The organism is Nocardia sp. bgisy118 (assembly GCF_057708605.1).
Genome location: NZ_JBYISM010000005.1, coordinates 98,245 through 115,791, shown reverse-complemented (window position 1 = coordinate 115,791; position 17,547 = coordinate 98,245). Strand labels below are relative to the sequence as shown.

Here is a 17,547-nt window from a genome sequence, read left to right as displayed (position 1 = left end):
GCCGGTCCGCATTTGCCGACTGTCAATGCGGCTCTACACAGCACCGACCGCACTTCTGGCGATGTCAGCAATGTCCCAGCAGCCCGACGGGATTCGCCCACACGGCCCCGAAATCGTTCCGGGACAGCGCGTTCCGCGCCAACCGCGGGCACCCGGGGACTCAGCTCGCGGGCAGCTCCGGAATCCGGGTCGCGCGGACGTATACCGTCTCGCCGTCGGAGAGCCGCAGCGCCTCGGCGTCACCGCGGGTGACCTGGGCGGCGAAGTGGTCGCCGGTGGCCGCGTTGCGCAGCTCCACGCGCACCTCGAAGCCGAGGTGCACGACCCGCTCCACCGTCGCGCGGGTGACGCCCGCCGATTCCGCGGTGCCCTCGTCCGAGGCGAGCGCCATGCTCGCATCGCGGCCGACGCGAATGTCGTGCGGGCGCACCAGATGTCCGTTCAGCCGCGCCACATCGCCGAGGAAGGACATGACGAATTCGTTGGACGGCCGGTCGTAGACGTCCTCGGGGGTGCCGATCTGCTCGATCCGCCCCTTGTTCATCACCGCGATGCGGTCGGCGACGTCGAGCGCCTCCTCCTGGTCGTGGGTCACCAGCACGGTGGTCACGTGGACCTCCTCGTGCAGGCGGCGCAGCCAGGTGCGCAGGTCGGCGCGGACCTTGGCGTCCAGCGCGCCGAACGGCTCGTCCAGCAGCAGCACCTGCGGGTCCACCGCGAGCGCCCGGGCCAGTGCCATGCGCTGGCGCTGGCCGCCGGACAGCTGGGCCGGGTAGCGGTGCTGGAAGCCGTCCAGGCCGACGATGCCGAGCAGCTCGTCGACCCGCTTCGCGATCTCGTTCTTGGGCCGCTTGCGGATCTTCAGGCCGAACGCCACGTTGTCGCGCACGGTCATGTGCTTGAACGCCGCGTAGTGCTGGAAGACGAAGCCGATGTCGCGCTTCTGCGGCGGCACCCGGGTCACGTCGTTGCCCGCGATCGTGACGACGCCGGAGTCCAGCGACTCCAGCCCGGCGATCGAGCGCAGCAGCGTCGATTTGCCGGAACCGGAGGGACCGAGCAGCGCGGTCAGCTCGCCGGACGGGATGTCGATGGTGACATCGTCTAGCGCCGCGAAGGTGCCGTAGTTCTTCCTTGCGTTGGTCACGGTGATCATTTGGCGCCCCGCTTGCGTTCGAGAAGAGTCATGAGAAGAAGAGTCACGAGGGCGATGCCCATCAGCAGGGTCGCGGCGCAGTAGGCGCCGAACGAGTTGTGGTCGTTGATGTAGCGGCCGTGCACCAGCAGCGTCAGCGTCAGCGACTGGCCGGGCAGCGCCGAGGACACCATGATCACCGCACCGAACTCGCCGAGCGCACGCGCGACGGTGAGCACCACGCCGTAGGTCAGGCCCCAGCGGATCGCGGGCAGGGTGATCCGCCAGAACGTCTGCCACCGCGACGCGCCGAGGGTGGCCGCGGCCTGCTCCTGGTCGTCGCCGATCTCGTGCAGCACCGGCTCCACTTCGCGCACCACGAACGGCAGCGTGACGAAGATGGTGGCGATCACCATGCCGGGCAGGTTGAAGATCACCTTCAGGCCCGCGTTCTCCAGGCCGCCGAACCAGCCGCCCGCGCCCCACAGCAGGATCAGCGACACACCGACGACGACCGGCGAGACCGCGAACGGCAGGTCGACGATGCCCTGCACCAGGTTGCGGCCGGGGAAGCGGCCGCGCACCAGCGCGATGGCGGTCACCACGCCGAAGACCACGTTCACCGGCACCACGATCGCCACGATGAGCAGCGACAGCTGGAACGCCGATTGGGCCGCGGGCGTGGTGATCGAGTCGATGAACGCGCCGATGCCGTTCTCGAAGGTGCGCCACAGGATGATGATCAGCGGAAGCAGCAAGAGCACGAACAGGTAGCCCAGTGCCACCGTCCGCAGCGAAATGCGGGTCAGGGCGGACGGTTTCATCGGGTCGCCTGCTCCTTACGCGCGCTGCGGTCCGCGAGCAGACGCAGCACGAGCAGCGTCACGAACGAGATCGCCAGCAGCGCCACCGAGACGGCCGCCGCGTTGACCGGCCGATCGATCTCGATCTGCTTCTGGATGTACTGCGAGGCCATCTCCGTCTTGCGCGGGATGGCGCCGCCGATCAGCACGACCGAACCGTATTCGCCGATCGCGCGGGCGAAGGCCAGGCCGCCGCCGCTGATGATCGCGGGTGCCAGCGTCGGCAGCACGATCCGGCGGAAGGTGGTCCAGTTGTCCGCGCCCAGGGAGAGCGCGGCCTGCTCGACCTCACGGTCGGCCTCCATGAGCACCGGCTGCACCGAGCGCACCACGAACGGAAGCGTGACGAACGCCAGGGCCACCACCAGACCGGGCTGGGTGGCGTTCAAGTGGATGTCGATCGGGCTCTGCGGACCGTAGAGCGACAGCAGCACAATGCTGGCGACGATGGTGGGTAGCGCGAACGGTAGGTCGATCAACGCGTTGACGATCCCCTTACCGGGGAAGTCGTCGCGCACCAGCACCCAGGCGATGAGGGTGCCCATCACCACATTGATCAGCGCGACGATCACCGACACGAGGACCGTGATGCGCAGCGAGTCGAGCGCGGCAGGTGCGGTGATCGCCTCCCAGAAGCCGGACCAGCCGTCCTCGAAGGAGGTCACGGTCAGCGCGGCCAGCGGCAGCAGCACGATGATGCTGAGCCACAGCACCGTGGTCGCGATGCCGAGCGGGCCCACCGAGCCGCTCACCCGCAGCCACGACCAGCGCGAGCGCCCCGGGCGTGCTGCTTTCTTGGTTACGCCGGGACCGGGGGCGACCCCGGTCCCGGCGGTACTGCTGTCAGTCACAATCGTCCAGTATCCCGTGTGCTGTGGGTCACCCAGCTACTTGGTCGCGTTGTCGTAGATGACCGCGACGCTGCCGGTGTTGGGAGCGAACAGCTCCTTGTCCACGGTCTTCCAGCCACCGAGGTCGGCGATCGTCCACAGCTTCTGCGGAGTCGGGAAGTCCTTGGCGAAGTCGCTCGCGACCTTCGGGTCGACCGGACGGAAACCGGCCTCGGCCCATGCCTTCTGACCGGCCGGGGTGAACAGGAAGTCACGGAAGGCGACGGCCTTCTCCGGGTTCTTGCTGTTCTTCAGCACCGCGACCGGGTTCTCGATCTTGAACGTGGTCGGCGAGATGATGTGCTCGATCGGGTCACCCTTGCGCTCGGAGAAGATGGCCTCGTTCTCGTAGCTCAGCAGCACGTCACCGGTGCCCTGCAGGAAGGTCTCGGTGGCTTCGCGGCCCGACTTGGGCTGCACCTTGATGTGCTCCTTGGAGACCAGCTGGCTCAGGTAGTCCAAGCCCGCCTGCGGGTTCTTGCCGCCGTCGGACTTCGCCGCGTACGGGGCGAGCAGGTTCCACTTGGCCGAGCCGGAGCTGAACGGGTTGGGCGTGACCACCTCGACGCCCGGCTTCAGCAGGTCGTCCCAGTCCTTGATGCCCTTCGGGTTGCCCTTGCGCACCACGATCGCGACCACGGAGCCGAACGGAATTCCCTTGTTGGCGTCGGCATTCCAGTTCGCGTCGACCAGGCCTGCGTCGACGAGGCGGGTGATGTCGGGCTCCACCGAGAAGTTCACGACATCGGCCTCGGCCCCGTCCTTGACCTTGCGGGACTGGTCACCGGAGGCGCCGTAGGACGGCTGGATCTGGACGCCCTTGCCCGCATCGGTCTTGTTGAACTCGGGGACGACCTTGTCGAATCCGGGCTTGGGGACGGCGTAGGCGTACAGGTTCAAGGTGCCGCCGCTGCCGTCGGCCCCACCTCCGCCCACGGTGTCGCTGGCTCCGCCGCCGCAGGCGGTGAGCACGACCGCCGCTACCGCGGTGAGCGCGGCGGCGGCATAGCGTCGGCGCGGGGCGAGCCAAGTGTTGCGAGACATCGTCGGGTGGGACCTTTCCTGCGGACCGCCACGCGGATCGAAAAAGACCGTGGCAGCGTAAGATTCGTGTCGATCGGGTAGACCTGCCGCCGAACTGCGCGACAGTGGCGCGACTACCGGCCGGAAACGGCCGACGCGGGGGTCGGGGACGTCTGCGAAAAATTGCACGCCAGTCTACGGGGCAGGGACGCGCAGACGTGCCCGGTCACCGATCAACGACAGAGAATGTCCGCGACCGCGAGGTTGCCGACAGCGATCAACGCCAATTCATGGCGGACCTGCGGGACGGCACTCGAAGACACGGGCAGACTGTAGCAGAGCACAGCTCGCTAGTTCGAATCGAAGAGTTCCTGAACAAGGGGGGTTTCATCCCATGACGATCAGTCCGGATCGGGTCCGCACACGTTTGCCCGGCATCAGCACTCGCGCGTGGGAACACCCCGCCGACCGCACCGCCCTGGTGGCGCTGCGCTCGCTGACCGGATTCGACACCGTATTGCGCACCCTCTCCGGTTTGCTGCACGAACGCCAGCACCGGCTGCTCTACCTGGCCACCGCCGTACGGGTGGACGAGCGGCAGTTCCGGACGCTGCACGACTTGCGCGCGGACTGCGTGCAGATCCTGGACGCGCCGATCACGCCGGAGATGTTCGTGCTGCAGAGCCCGCACGTGAACGCCTTCACCATCGGCATGGACCGGCCGTTCATCGTGGTGACCACCGCGCTGATCGACCTCATGGACACCGAAGAACTGCGCTTCGTGGTCGGCCACGAGCTCGGGCACGCGCTGTCCGGGCACGCGGTCTACCGCACGATGCTCATGCACCTGCTGCGGCTCACGGCGAGCGTCGGTTGGATGCCGGTCGGCGGCTGGGCGCTGCGCGCCATCGTGGCCGCGCTCATGGAGTGGAGCCGCAAGTCGGAGCTGTCGGGCGACCGGGCGGGACTGCTCTGCGGCCAGGACGTGGAGGCGTCGGTGCGGGTGCACATGAAGACCGCGGGCGGCGCGTGCGTGCACGAGATGAACCACGGGGCGTTCCTGGCCCAGGCGGACGACTACCAGCGCGCGGGCGACCTGCGCGACGGCGTCCTCAAGCTGTTGAACCTGGAGTTGCAGTCGCATCCGTTCTCGGTGCTGCGCGCCGCCGAACTGCGCCGCTGGATCCAGAGCGGCGAGTACAACCGCGTGCTCGCGGGCGACTACCCGCACCGCGCGCACGACAAGAACACCAGCATCAGCGCGGAGATCAAGGAGGCGGCCCGCACCTACCGGCAGAACTTCGACCAGTCCGAGGACCCGCTCGTGCGCACCGTGCGCAACCTCGGCCGCGACGTCGGCGCGGCGGTCGGCACCGTCGGCCACGAGGTCGGCGAAACCATCTCCACTCTCGGCAAGCGCCTCGCAGACTGGCGCAACGGCGACCGGGCGGACTGAGCGCGCATCCTTTCCCACGCCCCGCAGGCCGCGGACGGCCTGCGGGGCGTCGGAAGCGCCGCGAATCCGTGCGGGCGATTCAGCGGGTGAAGAACCAGGCGATGACGACGAGCACGAGCAGGGCGAGCAGGGCCAGTTGGACCCGGGAGCGCGGCATCAACGTGCTCCGGTCTGAACGGGCCTGCGGTCGCCCGGCCGGTCGTCGACCAGGACCGGGGACGGCTCGGCGAGGATCGCGGCGTCGGCGACGGTGAGCTCGCGGGCGCGGTTGCGGCCGAGCAGCTGCAAGGCGGCGCGCAGCGCGCGGTCGAGCAGGTACGCGATGGCGAAACTCACCGGGACCATGCCGACAAGGACAACGAGGAACTGCGGGATGAACGGCAATCCCGCGACCCACAGCTCGAAACCGTCCCACCAACCTGCAACGCGATGCACGGATACCAGCCTACTGGCCCAACCTGAGCAACCGACCGGCGCATTCGGGTGGACGGCGGGCCTGGGCGGCACACATGATGGGGTATGGCGTCAACGGATGATCTGACAGTTCGCGAACCCGACGATCTGCCGGTGCTCAGCGCGCTCACTCAGTCCAGGCATCGCGGCACCCATCCCCCCATCGACGACTACGCCTTCCTGTCCGATTGCGAGACCAGCTGCCTGATCTCGAGCAACGGCGCGGTCGAGTGGATGTGCGTGCCGCGCCCCGACTCCCCCAGCGTCTTCGGCGCGATGCTGGACCGCAGCGCCGGGCACTTCCGGATCGGCCCGTACGGCGTCAACGTGCCCGCCGCGCGCCGCTACCTGCCCGGCGGCATGATCCTGGAGACCACCTGGCAGACCGACACCGGCTGGCTCATCGTGCGCGACGCGCTGGTGCTCGGGCCGTGGCACAACAACGTCCAGCGCAGCAAGACCCATCGGCGCACCCCGATGGACTGGGACGCCGAGCACATGCTGCTGCGCACTGTGAAATGCGTCAACGGCACGGTCGAGCTGGAGATGAGCTGCGAACCGGCCTTCGACTACCACCGCTCCACGGCGCGCTGGGAGTACACCGGCAAGGTCTACGAGGAAGCCACGGCGGTGTGCAGCAGCGATCCCAGCGCGGGCCCGACCCTGGTGCTCACCACCGATCTGCGCCTGGGGCTGGAGGGGCGCGAGGCTCGGGCACGCACCAGGATGCGCGAGGGCGACCAGGTCTTCGTCGCGCTCACCTGGTCGGATCTGCCCGCCCCCAAGACATTCGAGGACGCCGCAGAGAAGATGTGGATGACCACCGAGTGCTGGCGGCAGTGGATCACCCTCGGCAAATTCCCGGATCACCCATGGCGCAACTACTTGCAGCGCAGCGCGTTGACGCTCAAGGGCCTGACCTACGCGCCGACCGGCGCGCTGATGGCGGCGGCCACCACCTCGCTGCCGGAAACCCCTGGTGGCGAACGCAATTGGGACTACCGCTTCAGCTGGGTGCGCGACTCCAGCTTCGCCCTGTGGGGCCTGTACACGCTCGGACTCGACCGCGAGGCCGACGACTTCTTCTGCTTCCTCAACGACGCGACGACCGGCGACAACGGCGAACCCGTTCCGCTGCAAGTGCTCTACGGCATCGGCGGGGAACGCGATCTCGTCGAGAGCGAGCTGGAGCACCTGAAGGGCTACGACGGCGCCCAGCCCGTGCGCATCGGCAACGGCGCCTACAACCAGAACCAGCACGACATCTGGGGCACCATGCTCGACGCGGTGTACCTGCACGTGAAGTCGCGCCAGCAGGTCCCCGAGACGTTGTGGCCGCTGCTGGAGCGGCAGGTGAACGCCGCGATCACGCACTGGCGCGAGCCCGACCGCGGGATCTGGGAGGTGCGCGGCGAACCGCAGCACTTCACCTCCTCGAAGGTGATGTGCTGGGTGGCGCTGGATCGCGGCGCCAAACTGGCCGAACTGCACGGCCAGTTCCAGCGCGCCACCGAGTGGTACACGATCGCCGAGGAGATCAGGGACGACGTGCTCGCCAACGGCGTGACGAGCGAGGGCGTCTTCACCCAGGTCTACGGCGGGGACACCCTGGACGCCGCGCTGCTGCTCGTGGTGCTGACCCGCTTCCTCCCGCCCGACGACCACCGGGTGCGCGCCACCGTGCTCGCCATCGCCGACCGGCTCACCGAGAACGGGCTGGTGCTGCGCTACCGCACCGAGACCACCGACGACGGACTCACCGGTGAGGAGGGCACCTTCACCATCTGCTCGTTCTGGCTGGTCTCGGCGCTGGTCGAGATCGGCGAGCTCCAGCGGGCACGGCACCTGTGCGAGCGCCTGCTCGGCTTCGCCAGCCCGCTGCGGCTCTACGCCGAGGAGATCGACCCGCGCAGCGGACGGCACCTGGGCAACTACCCGCAGGCGTTCACCCATCTGGCGCTGATCAACGCGGTCACCCACGTGATCAGGGCCGAGGCCAAGCGCGGGGCCGGACAGTTCCAGCCCGCACACTCCCCGCCGATCAGCCCCGCCTGAGCTGTGCCGCCGTCCGCGGCGGGTTACGCGGCGAGCGAGTCGGCGCGGTCGCGGACGGCGCGCAGCTTGCCCAGGTTGGTGTCGAGTTCGGCGATGCGGTCCTCGCGCCGGTCGCCGTACTTGCCGTAGGCGTCCTCCGCGACGCGCAGCGCATCGTCGGCGGTGCGCAGCGTGTCGGTGGCGATGTCGGTGAAGTGATCGCGCAACGTCCGCTGCATGGCGCGCAACCGGTTTCGCGATTCCTTGCTCACCTGGAAGATCACGTCGTCCATCAGCCTGGCCACCGCCACCTTGGCCTCGGCGCGGCGGCGCAGCTGACGGTTCTTGCGGTCGTCCCAGATCGCGTTGACGCCGAGCAGCACGCCCGCGCCCGCCGAATACCAGTTCACCAGCGACATGCCGAGCAGACTGGTCGCGAGACCGACCATCAGGATGCCGCCGTAGGAACCCCGGAGGCCGGACAGAACCTGTTGGGTCACACTGGCTTTGGCACTCTCCAGCGACTCCAGCGGCGCCACCGGCTCCAGCACCTCGCCCGGGTTGGCCAAGCGCAGATCGGGCAGCGGCGGGGTGCGGTTGTCGGCGGGGAACTTCGCGGCGACCTGCTCGCACAGCTCCACCGAGCGGTAGTGCGCCATGACGAAGTTCTCCTCGACGGCCTCGCAGATGCGGGCGTCGAGGTCGGCGCCGAAATCCCTCCAGCCGCGCGCCGGATCCGCCTTGGCGATCTCGGCCTCGGCGTCACGCACCAGGCTGCGTAGCCGGTGGCGTAGGTCGTGCTCGATGTCGGCCATCAGTTCGGTGGCGCCGTCGACGAGGGTGACCTGCCAGTTGGCGGTGCGCTGGCGCAGCTGATCGGCCTCTTCACGGGCCGCGAGCAGCTGCTGGGTGATCTGGGCGCGGCGGCGCGGATCGCGCAGCGCCTCGGCCTCGGTGTAGAGGGTGACGGCGAGATGGTCGGTCACCAGCCGGATGTCGCGCAGGGCGGCATCGCGGGCCACCGTGTCGGCGCGCGCCACCACGTAGTCGCGCAGGTGGTCGATCAGCTGCGGCACCCCGGACTCGATATCGCGCTGGTAGTTGCCCGCCTGGCGGTGCAGCAGCGCCGAGACCGGCGCGACGGCGAACCCGAGACCGGCCGCGTCCAGCAGATCGCGGTTGCGCTGCTGCACGTGCGACCAGTGCGGGTGGATGTCGATCTTGTTGAGCACGCAGACGACCGTCGGGCAGAGCTGCTGCACCCGCTGCAGGTACTCCAGCTGCACCGGCGTCAACTCGGCCGAGGCCTCGGCGACGTAGAGCACCGCGTCGGCGGCGGCGATCATCGACCACCGGGTGTGCTCGTCGCCCGCGCCCGGCGCGTCCATCAGGACGATGCCGTCGGCGAGCAGCGAACTCGGCTCGGTGAACTCGGCGCGGATCACGCCGTGCGCGGCCAGCGCCGGACCCGGATTCAGCGGATCCACCGGCTGGCGTTCGGTGCGGCCCGGGCCGGTCGACTTGACCAGCGTGGCGCTCGACTCCGGCCCGTACTCCACGATCACCGGTGCGCTCAGCGCGGAATCGGTGGCGCTCACCTGCGCCCCGACCAGGCTGTTGACCAGCGTGCTCATGCCGTTCTTCGGGTCGCCGACGACGACGAGACGGACCCGGGGATCACCAACCCTGGCGCGCACCATGCTCAGCCGACCGCCGAGATCGTCGCGGCCCGCGGATCTGGCCATCTCCCGCAGTTCGTCCAGTACCCGGATGAGCGGCGCCATCGCGTCCGGATGTTTCACCGTCGCGGACTCCAGTCCGGCTGCGGCAGACAACCCTCCTCCTCACTTCTCGTGTTCGCGCTCGACCGTGCGACGTGCGTACTCCCCGGTGGTCCGGATCAGACCAGTGTCATATCCGGTCCGGCGACGGGGTGGTGCGTCTCGGTCATGATGGTGGTCCCTGGCAGCAGGCCCGCGTCGAGTCCGCCGTGCTCGATCGATATCGGAGCGACCGCGTGGTGGTAGCTCACGTGGTCGAGCTCGTCGCTGATCGGACGGGTCTTCGGCGGTTCGACCACTACCGGCGGTTTGACCGGCACGACCGGGGTCGGCACCGGGGCGACGGTCGGGACCGACGCGGTCGGCACGTCGATGTCGACCGAAGGCACGGTAGGCGCCTGCGTCGGGATGTCGTGCGTCGGGGGTTGCGTGGGCACCGAGACCGTAGGGACGTCGGGTGTCGTCTGGCCGCCGGTCGGATACGTGGTGTCCACGCCGGAGCCGGGGTTCGTGGTGCCGCCGGTATTGCCGCCCGTCGCGCCACCGGTCGTGCCCGTGCTGCCGCCCGTGGTTCCGGTGCTACCGCCGGTGGTGCCGCCACCCGGGATGGTGACGTCGTCGTCCGGGGTGGAGGGCCGCGGCGTGACCGTGACGCCGGGCGTCTTCGTGGTCACGTCCGTGCCCGGCGTCGGCACGATCGTCACGCCCGGCGTCTTGGTGACGCCGGGTTCCAGGGTCGGCAGCGTGCCGGTGTCCGGCTTGGTCGGGATCGGCACGCTGGGGGTCGGCACCGTCTTGGTGATCGTGGTCGGCGCGCCGGGCGTGGTCCCCGGGTAGATGTCGGTCGGCTTCGGGGTGTCGGTCACCGACGTCGGCCCGGGAGTCGGCCGCGCGGGCGGGTCGAACAGCGCGGGCGCCACGGCCGCGGGGGCGGTCAGCGGCGACGGGCCCGTCGGCGTGCCGATGACGTTCGCGATGGGCGTGGTCGCGGCCTCCGGCTGGATGGTGGTCTGCAGCGGAGTGGCCACCACCGGCGCCGCGACGGCGGCAGGCGCGACCACGGCGGGGGCCACGGGAGCGGGCGGCGGCGCGACGGGGGCGACCGGCGCGGGCGCGGCGGCGACCGCCGGAGCGATCGGCTGCGGCGCGGCGGCCGCGGGCGCCGCATGCGAGACGGGGGCGCTCGCACCGGGCGTCGAGAGGCCACTCGCGAAACCGGCGCCGCCCGCGTTCGGACCGTGCTGCTCGGCGGCGCCGCGCGCGGAACCGGTCTCCGGCCGCGAACCCTCGAGCCAATCGGAGAAGTCGTCGAGCTGGTCACCGATGTTGGTGCCCGCGGCCGTCTTCACGGTCAGGCCCGCGGACGCCTCGACCCGCAGATCGGTGGTCAGATACGCGCCGTCGGGCCCGATGCCGAAATCGACGTCCAGGTGGGTCCAGACCTCGGCGCCGGCGTCGACGCCCAAGTACACGCCGAAATCCCCCGGCGACCCGACTCCGTCGAACATGTCGCCGGCGCCGAGCGAATCGCCTGCGCGCAGCGAATTGTCCACCGGCCGAGTGCTTTCGGCGGCCGACTCGCTCTCGTTCGACAACTTGGTGGCGGGCAGCTTCGGCGCGAACGGATTGGAGCCCGGAGCGAGGAAGCCCTCGTTACCTGGTAGGCCGAAACCGTGACCCGCCTGACCCAGCCCGTGGCCCGGCAGGCCGAAACCCTGGTTCTGCTCCCACCATTCGTACGGGGAACCGCCGCCCGGCGCGGCCTCGGCGGGCCCGGGCTGGGTCTGATCCCACGGCCCGTAGTCCGGCGTCGGGGCGAACCCGGGCGTCGGTGCGCCCTGGCTGTCCCACCACCCGTAGGGCGACTCGGACTCCGTTTCGCCTGGCCGGTTGCCGGTCCAGTACTCCGACGGCTCGGGCGCGGGCGGAGGTTCGAGGTGGAACTCGGGCGCGGGTTGGGGCGCGGCCACGGTGTGCGGCGGCCCCGAGGTGAGCGGCGGCGCGTACGGCAGCGAATCGGGCTCCGGATCCGGGAAGGTGACCACCGGGCTCGGCAGATCGGGATCCGGATCGGTGTTGTGCGCCCAGCCCGCGTTCCAGCTGTCCAGTCGCTGGCCGCCCTGAGCCGGGACGCCGCCACCGTTGGAGGCGATCAGTGCGCCACCGGTCACGTACGCTCCAGCCCTCGCGACGCGTGCGACACCGGTCGCCACACGGTACGCGGTGTCACCCGCGGGCTCGGCAAGATCGGTGTCGTCGTCGAAAGGCAGGTCACGCGTCATGCAAGCTCCACATCTCGGGTTTTCGGATCCTCATCTCGCTGGGAAGACCGAGTGAAGATCACCTAACGATATCCGGAAAACCCAGCTGTCACATTCTCCAAGACACCGGAGCGCGTGACGGTAACGAGCACAACAACCTTGCCATCCTGCTAACCGGAACGGAAGCCCCCTTTTCACGGGCCATCCGGACTGGACGAACGCCTCGACTGGACGCGAGATCCGGCCTACTTCTTCTCCTTCGGCTTGTCGGCCTGAGCGTCGGAAGAGAGCGCGGCGACGAAGGCTTCCTGCGGGACCTCGACACGGCCGATGGTCTTCATCCGCTTCTTGCCCTCCTTCTGCTTCTCCAGCAGCTTGCGCTTACGGCTGATGTCACCGCCGTAGCACTTGGCGAGCACGTCCTTGCGGATGGCGCGGATGTTCTCGCGGGCAATGATCTTCGACCCGATCGCGGCCTGGATGGGCACCTCGAACTGCTGGCGCGGGATCAGCTCGCGCAGCTTGGTGGTCATCTTGTGGCCGTAGGCCTGGGCCGCGTCCTTGTGCACGATCGCCGAGAACGCGTCGACCGCCTCGCCCTGCAACAGGATGTCCACCTTCACCAGCTGCGATTCCTGCTCGCCCGACTCTTCGTAATCCAGTGAGGCGTAGCCGCGGGTGCGCGACTTCAGCGAGTCGAAGAAGTCGAAGATGATCTCGGCCATCGGCAAGGTGTAGCGCAGCTCGACGCGGGTCTCGGACAGGTAGTCCATACCGCCCAGCTCGCCGCGCCGGGACTGGCACAGCTCCATGATCGAGCCGATGAACTCGCTCGGCGAGATGATGGTGCACTTCACGACCGGCTCGAACACCTTGCGCACCTTGCCTTCCGGCCAGTACGAGGGGTTCGTCACGATGTGCTCGGCGCCGTCCTCCATCTCCACCCGGTACACCACGTTGGGCGCGGTGGAGATGAGGTCCAAGTCGAACTCGCGCTGCAGCCGCTCCCTGGTGATCTCCATGTGCAGCAGGCCGAGGAAGCCACAGCGGAAACCGAAGCCGAGCGCCACCGAGGTCTCCGGTGTGTAGCTGAGCGCGGCGTCGTTGAGCTGGAGCTTGTCCAGCGCGTCGCGCAGGTCCGGGTAGTCCGAGCCGTCCACGGGGTACAGACCGGAGTAGACCATGGGCCGCGGCTCGCGGTAGCCGGTGAGCGGTTCGGTCGCGCCGTTGCGCGCGGCGGTGACGGTGTCGCCGACCTTGGACTGGCGCACGTCCTTCACGCCGGTGATCAGGTAGCCCACCTCGCCGACGCCGAGCCCGTCGGTCGGCTTCGGCTCCGGCGAGACGATGCCGATCTCCAGCAGCTCGTGGGTCGCGCCGGTGGACATCATCTTGATCTTCTCGCGCGGGGTGAGCTTGCCGTCCACCACACGTACGTAGGTGACCACGCCGCGGTAGGTGTCGTAGACCGAGTCGAAGATCATCGCGCGGGCGGGCGCGTCGCCGTCGCCGACCGGCGGCGGCACCTGCTTGATCACCTCGTTCAGCAGCTCGGGCACGCCGACGCCGGTCTTGCCGGAGACGCGCAGCACGTCCGAGGGCTCGCAGCCGACGATGTGCGCCAGCTCGGCGGCGTAGCGGTCCGGGTCGGCGGCGGGCAGGTCGATCTTGTTGAGCACCGGAATGACGGTGAGGTCTTTGTCCAGGGCCAGATACAGATTGGCCAGGGTCTGCGCCTCGATGCCTTGGGCCGCGTCCACCAGCAGGATCGCGCCCTCACAGGCCTCCAGCGCACGGGAGACCTCGTAGGTGAAGTCGACGTGGCCGGGGGTGTCGATGAGGTGCATCACGTAGTCGGTGCCGTCCACCTGCCACGGCAACCGGACGTTCTGCGCCTTGATGGTGATGCCGCGCTCGCGCTCGATGTCCATCCGGTCCAGGTACTGGGCGCGCATCGCCCGCTCCTCGACCACACCGGTGAGCTGCAACATCCGGTCGGCCAGCGTCGACTTGCCGTGGTCGATGTGCGCGATGATGCAGAAGTTCCGGATCCGGGACGGATCGGTGAACGTCTTGTCGGCGAAGCTGGCGGGCACTCCACTCCTCAGCTGGGTATCGGCAAACTGTGGTCTATCGTCCCATGAGCGCGGGTGTGCCCGGTCCACTGGTCCGGCCCCGACGCCGCGCCGTCCCGGTCGGCACCGCCACGCCCGGTTTTCCTGAGATGTCCCCCGCCGCGACGGGCCGTCCGAGCGGCCCGCGATCCCTACCGCAAATCCTCAGCTGTGCCAAGCGGATTGCGTGCCGGATGAGAAGTCGTCACCACACCGTTATCCTCCAACGATGGCCCGAAGTTGGAACTCTCTCGGCAAGCAGTTGAGCCTGATCGCGAAGGAGCAGGGTCCCAAGATCGTCCGGCAGCAGGGACCGCGGCTGGTGGAACGGCTGGTCGGCTCGCTCGCGCAGCGTCGCAACGGCAGCGTGTCCGTGCGACCGGCCGCGTCGACGCCGGTCCCCACGGCGCAGCGAGCCAGGCAGATCGTCTACTGCCCGCACCTGGACGGCCGCGCCGATCCCGGCGAGATCGTGTGGACCTGGGTGCCGTACGAGGAGGACCCGAGCAACGGCAAGGACCGCCCGGTGCTCGTGGTCGGCCGCGACCGCCGCACCCTGCTCGGCCTGATGCTCTCGTCTAATCCCGAACGCGCGCACGACCGCAACTGGATCGGCATCGGCAGCGGCAGCTGGGACCACGACGGCAGGCCGAGCTGGGTGCGCTTGGACCGGGTGCTGGACGTTCCCGAGGCGGGCATCCGCCGCGAGGGCGCCATCCTGGCCCGCAAGACCTTCGACCTGGTCGCGCACCGGCTGGTCGTCGAGTACCACTGGAGCTGAACGCGACGGCCCGATGCCGGCCGCGCCGGAATCGGGCCGTCGGCGCGAACCGTTCTCAGCTGATCATTTCCCGGCTCCGGCCGTACAGCAGGCCGTAGATCAGCGCGCCGAGCACGCCGCCGATCAGCGGGAAGATCACGAACGCCCACACCTGCCCTGGCGCGCCCTCCTGGTAGAACGCGACGCCGAGGCTGCGCGCCGGGTTCACCGAGGTGTAGTCCACCGGGAGGGAGACCAGGTGGATCGCCGCGAGGGTGACGCCGATGGACAAACCGGCCAGCGGCACGTCGGAGATCTGGTCGGTGCAGGCGAGCACCACGAAGACCAGCAGCGCCGTCAGCATCACCTCGATGATGATCATCGCGGCCATGCCGTAGCCGTTCTGGATGACGACCTCGCCGAGCGGCCCGGTCTTGGCCGACGGGCTGTGCTTGCCCCAACCGTTGGCGCCGAGGCCGTCGACCCTGCGGTCGTAGGACGGCAGATTCTTCGCGATCGCGAACAGCACGAGCCCGGCCAGGAAAGCGCCGATCAGCTGCGCGATCGCATAGCCGCCCGCGCTGATCGGGGTGAGCCTGCCCATGATGAGCTGACCGAGCGTGACCGCCGGATTGACGTGACAGCCCGAGATCGGCCCGATCGCGTAGACCAGGAACATCAGCGTGAGACCGAAGGCGAGCGCGACCCCGAGCGCGCCGACCCGCTCACCGGCCAGCACCAAGGTGCCGACACCGACCATCACCAGAATGAACGTGCCGAGCGCCTCGGCCGCCCATTTCTTCAAGTCGGGGATCGGCCTGTCCTCGGCCAGTTCCTCGACAACTTCCTGCGCCGTGGGAGACATACAGACACACCTTCCGCCATCTCGAGCTACCGGTAGACGAGGTATTGCTGCGAACCCAGACCATTCAAGATCAAACGGTGCTTGTAGGTGGGACGCTACGCCAGACGGGTGATCTCTACAACGACTTCGAGGTCCGTCGAGCCACCGCCGGAAAAGATTCCCTTCAGCGGCGGCACGTCGGCGTAATCGCGCCCGACGCCCACCGAGACGTGCTGTTCGCTGATCGGAATGTTGTTCGTCGGGTCGTGTCCCCACCACTGCCCCGTCCACGCCTCGATCCAGGCGTGCGACTGGCCCGCCACCGTCTCGTCGACGGCGGCCGCCGGATTCGGGTGCAGGTATCCGGAGACGTAGCGGCTCGGAATCCCCATGCTGCGCAACAACACCAGCGTCAGGTGCGCATAGTCCTGGCAAACGCCGTTGCGGTCGGCGAAGGCCTCCACCGCCGAGGTGTGCACCGAGGTGGTGCCCGCCAGGTAGGTCATCTCCCGGTGCACCCACTCCGCCGCCTCCAGCACCGCCTCGGCGGGCGAGACGCCGCGACACAGCAGGCTCGCGATCTCGGCCAGCTCCGGATCGCGCGGCGCGTAGGCGGTGGGCGTGAGCATCTCGCCGAAGCGGTCGGCCAGGTGCGCGCCGCGCAACTCCTCCCAGGACAACTCCTCGGGCGGCCCGGTGAACGGTTCGGTCTCCACCACCGACGAGCCCGTCACCTCCAGCTCGGTGTGCGGTGCGTGCAGATCGAACGCGGTGACCGCGGTACCCCAGTAGTCGGTGTAGCGGTACGACCGGGTCGCGGGCACCGTCTCGACCCGGTTCAGGATCACGTTCTGTCTGCTGTCCGCCCGCGGGGTGAGCCGCGCCTCGTTGAACGACCGGGTGACCGGCGCGTCGTACACGTATCCCGTGGTGTGCACCACCCTGATCCGCCAGGTCATAGCTCCCCCACCACCGGCACCTGGCTGTCGTGGCTGCTGCGCAGGTCGGTCCAGGCCACCCACGGCGCGGCGTGGAAATACTGCAATGCGATGGCCTCGCTCACCTCGCGGCAGGTGCGCTGTAGCGCGAGCAGCCGATCCTGCAGGTCTTCCAGCAGCGCGCCGGGCGGCAGGAATTCGAGTTCGCTGCGCGCCCTGCCGAGCAGGCGCTGTGCCTCGTGCCTCGCACCGACCCGGCTGCTCGGGCGCTGGTCCAGCTCGGCGAGACAGGACTCGGCGACCCGCACCGCGTGAAACACCGAGCGCGGGAAAAGCCGGTCGAGCAGGATGAATTCGACGACCAGGCCCGCGTCCAGCGCGCCGCGGTGGGTGCGCAGGTAGGTGTCGTGCGCGCCCGCCGACCGCAGCAGCGTCACCCAGGCGGGCGAGGACGTGCGGTCGCCCGCGCGGGACAGCAGCAGGCGCACCATCATGTCCACCCGCTCGATGGATCGGCCCAGCAGCAGAAAGCGGTAGCCGTCGTCGCGGCTGAGCGTGGAATCCGACAGCCCGGCGAACATGGCCGTCCGATCCTTGACGTAGGCGAAGAATTCGTGCGGGCCGAGACTGCGCGCGGCCTTCTCCGCGGCGGTCAGCCCGTTGTAGGTCGCGTTCAGGCACTCCCACATTTCGCTGGAGGTGACTTCGCGCGCGCCCTTGGCGTTTTCGCGCGCGTTGGCGATCGAGTCGACGATCGAGCCGCCGTGTTCGTGGCCGAACGCGACCAGGTCGGTCACCGCCCAGACGTCGAGTACGCCTCGGGGCGGTTCGATGCCGAGCACCCGCAGCAGCACCCGGGAGGTGCGGTCCGGGTCGACGGTGGCGTCCTCGAGCAGTTGGTGCACCGCGATATCGAGGATGCGGGCGGTGTCGTCGGCCCGCTCGACGTAGCGTCCGATCCAGTACAGGGATTCGGCATTGCGGGCCAGCATCGG

15 protein-coding genes are annotated in these 17,547 nt (G+C 69.0%); 3 read left to right on the top strand and 12 right to left on the bottom strand.

Annotation, left to right across the window (positions count from 1 at the left end):
* Window positions 1–160: 160 nt before the first annotated feature.
* The 5 genes from AC3EO7_RS08110 to AC3EO7_RS08090 form a co-directional block, all read right to left on the bottom strand.
* The gene (locus AC3EO7_RS08110) at window positions 161–1,156 is read right to left on the bottom strand and encodes a sulfate/molybdate ABC transporter ATP-binding protein (RefSeq protein ID WP_431962835.1); all 996 of its coding nucleotides are present in this window, start codon (window positions 1,154–1,156) and stop codon (window positions 161–163) included.
* Entirely contained in the window at window positions 1,153–1,959 is an 807-nt protein-coding gene (gene cysW / locus AC3EO7_RS08105; protein ID WP_431962833.1) for a sulfate ABC transporter permease subunit CysW, read from the bottom strand. The genes AC3EO7_RS08110 and cysW overlap by 4 nt, the downstream gene beginning before the upstream one ends.
* The gene (gene cysT / locus AC3EO7_RS08100) at window positions 1,956–2,849 is read right to left on the bottom strand and encodes a sulfate ABC transporter permease subunit CysT (RefSeq protein WP_431962831.1); all 894 of its coding nucleotides are present in this window, start codon (window positions 2,847–2,849) and stop codon (window positions 1,956–1,958) included. The genes cysW and cysT overlap by 4 nt, the downstream gene beginning before the upstream one ends.
* Window positions 2,850–2,885: 36 nt before the next feature.
* On the bottom strand, window positions 2,886–3,932 hold the full coding sequence (locus AC3EO7_RS08095) for a sulfate ABC transporter substrate-binding protein (protein ID WP_435590874.1): 1,047 nt from the start codon (window positions 3,930–3,932) through the stop codon (window positions 2,886–2,888).
* Between the two features lie 212 nt (window positions 3,933–4,144).
* Window positions 4,145–4,234 (bottom strand): Ms4533A family Cys-rich leader peptide, encoded by a 90-nt coding sequence (locus AC3EO7_RS08090; RefSeq protein WP_309546086.1) that lies wholly within the window; start codon window positions 4,232–4,234, stop codon window positions 4,145–4,147.
* Window positions 4,235–4,305: 71 nt separating this feature from the next.
* On the opposite strand from AC3EO7_RS08090, the gene AC3EO7_RS08085 reads away from it, so the two are divergent.
* A complete protein-coding gene (locus tag AC3EO7_RS08085) occupies window positions 4,306–5,367 on the top strand; it encodes a M48 family metallopeptidase (protein WP_435590873.1) in 1,062 nt (353 codons plus the stop codon).
* Window positions 5,368–5,523: 156 nt separating this feature from the next.
* Here the strand turns inward: AC3EO7_RS08085 and AC3EO7_RS08080 are convergent, their stop codons facing one another.
* Window positions 5,524–5,802 carry a hypothetical protein gene (locus AC3EO7_RS08080; protein WP_431962825.1) on the bottom strand — a complete coding sequence of 93 codons (279 nt, stop codon included), beginning with the start codon at window positions 5,800–5,802 and terminating at the stop codon, window positions 5,524–5,526.
* An 84-nt stretch (window positions 5,803–5,886) separates the two neighbouring features.
* Between AC3EO7_RS08080 and AC3EO7_RS08075 the strand changes: the two genes are divergently transcribed.
* Window positions 5,887–7,875: a glycoside hydrolase family 15 protein gene (locus tag AC3EO7_RS08075; protein ID WP_431962823.1), complete on the top strand. Its 1,989-nt coding sequence runs from the start codon at window positions 5,887–5,889 to the stop codon at window positions 7,873–7,875.
* Window positions 7,876–7,898: 23 nt separating this feature from the next.
* Here AC3EO7_RS08075 and AC3EO7_RS08070 read toward each other — a convergent pair whose 3' ends face one another.
* The 3 genes from AC3EO7_RS08070 to lepA all read right to left on the bottom strand — a co-directional run bounded on the left by AC3EO7_RS08070 (window position 7,899) and on the right by lepA (window position 13,992).
* A complete protein-coding gene (locus tag AC3EO7_RS08070) occupies window positions 7,899–9,689 on the bottom strand; it encodes a dynamin family protein (protein ID WP_431962821.1) in 1,791 nt (596 codons plus the stop codon).
* Between the two features lie 65 nt (window positions 9,690–9,754).
* Window positions 9,755–11,917, bottom strand: a complete 2,163-nt coding sequence (locus AC3EO7_RS08065) for a hypothetical protein (protein ID WP_435590872.1) — start codon at window positions 11,915–11,917, stop codon at window positions 9,755–9,757.
* Between the two features lie 224 nt (window positions 11,918–12,141).
* Window positions 12,142–13,992 (bottom strand): translation elongation factor 4, encoded by a 1,851-nt coding sequence (lepA, locus tag AC3EO7_RS08060; RefSeq protein WP_431962817.1) that lies wholly within the window; start codon window positions 13,990–13,992, stop codon window positions 12,142–12,144.
* A gap of 247 nt (window positions 13,993–14,239) precedes the next feature.
* Here lepA and AC3EO7_RS08055 point away from each other — a divergent pair, with 247 nt between their 5' ends.
* Entirely contained in the window at window positions 14,240–14,791 is a 552-nt protein-coding gene (locus AC3EO7_RS08055) for a type II toxin-antitoxin system PemK/MazF family toxin (RefSeq protein ID WP_431962815.1), read from the top strand.
* Between the two features lie 55 nt (window positions 14,792–14,846).
* Here AC3EO7_RS08055 and AC3EO7_RS08050 read toward each other — a convergent pair whose 3' ends face one another.
* The 3 genes from AC3EO7_RS08050 to AC3EO7_RS08040 form a co-directional block, all read right to left on the bottom strand.
* Window positions 14,847–15,635 (bottom strand): aquaporin, encoded by a 789-nt coding sequence (locus AC3EO7_RS08050; protein ID WP_431962813.1) that lies wholly within the window; start codon window positions 15,633–15,635, stop codon window positions 14,847–14,849.
* 95 nt (window positions 15,636–15,730) lie between these two features.
* The gene (locus AC3EO7_RS08045) at window positions 15,731–16,573 is read right to left on the bottom strand and encodes a transglutaminase family protein (RefSeq protein WP_431962811.1); all 843 of its coding nucleotides are present in this window, start codon (window positions 16,571–16,573) and stop codon (window positions 15,731–15,733) included.
* Complete coding sequence (locus AC3EO7_RS08040; RefSeq protein ID WP_431962809.1) at window positions 16,570–17,544, bottom strand: alpha-E domain-containing protein; 975 nt, start codon at window positions 17,542–17,544, stop codon at window positions 16,570–16,572. Before AC3EO7_RS08040 ends, AC3EO7_RS08045 begins: the two co-directional genes overlap by 4 nt.
* Window positions 17,545–17,547 lie beyond the last annotated feature (3 nt).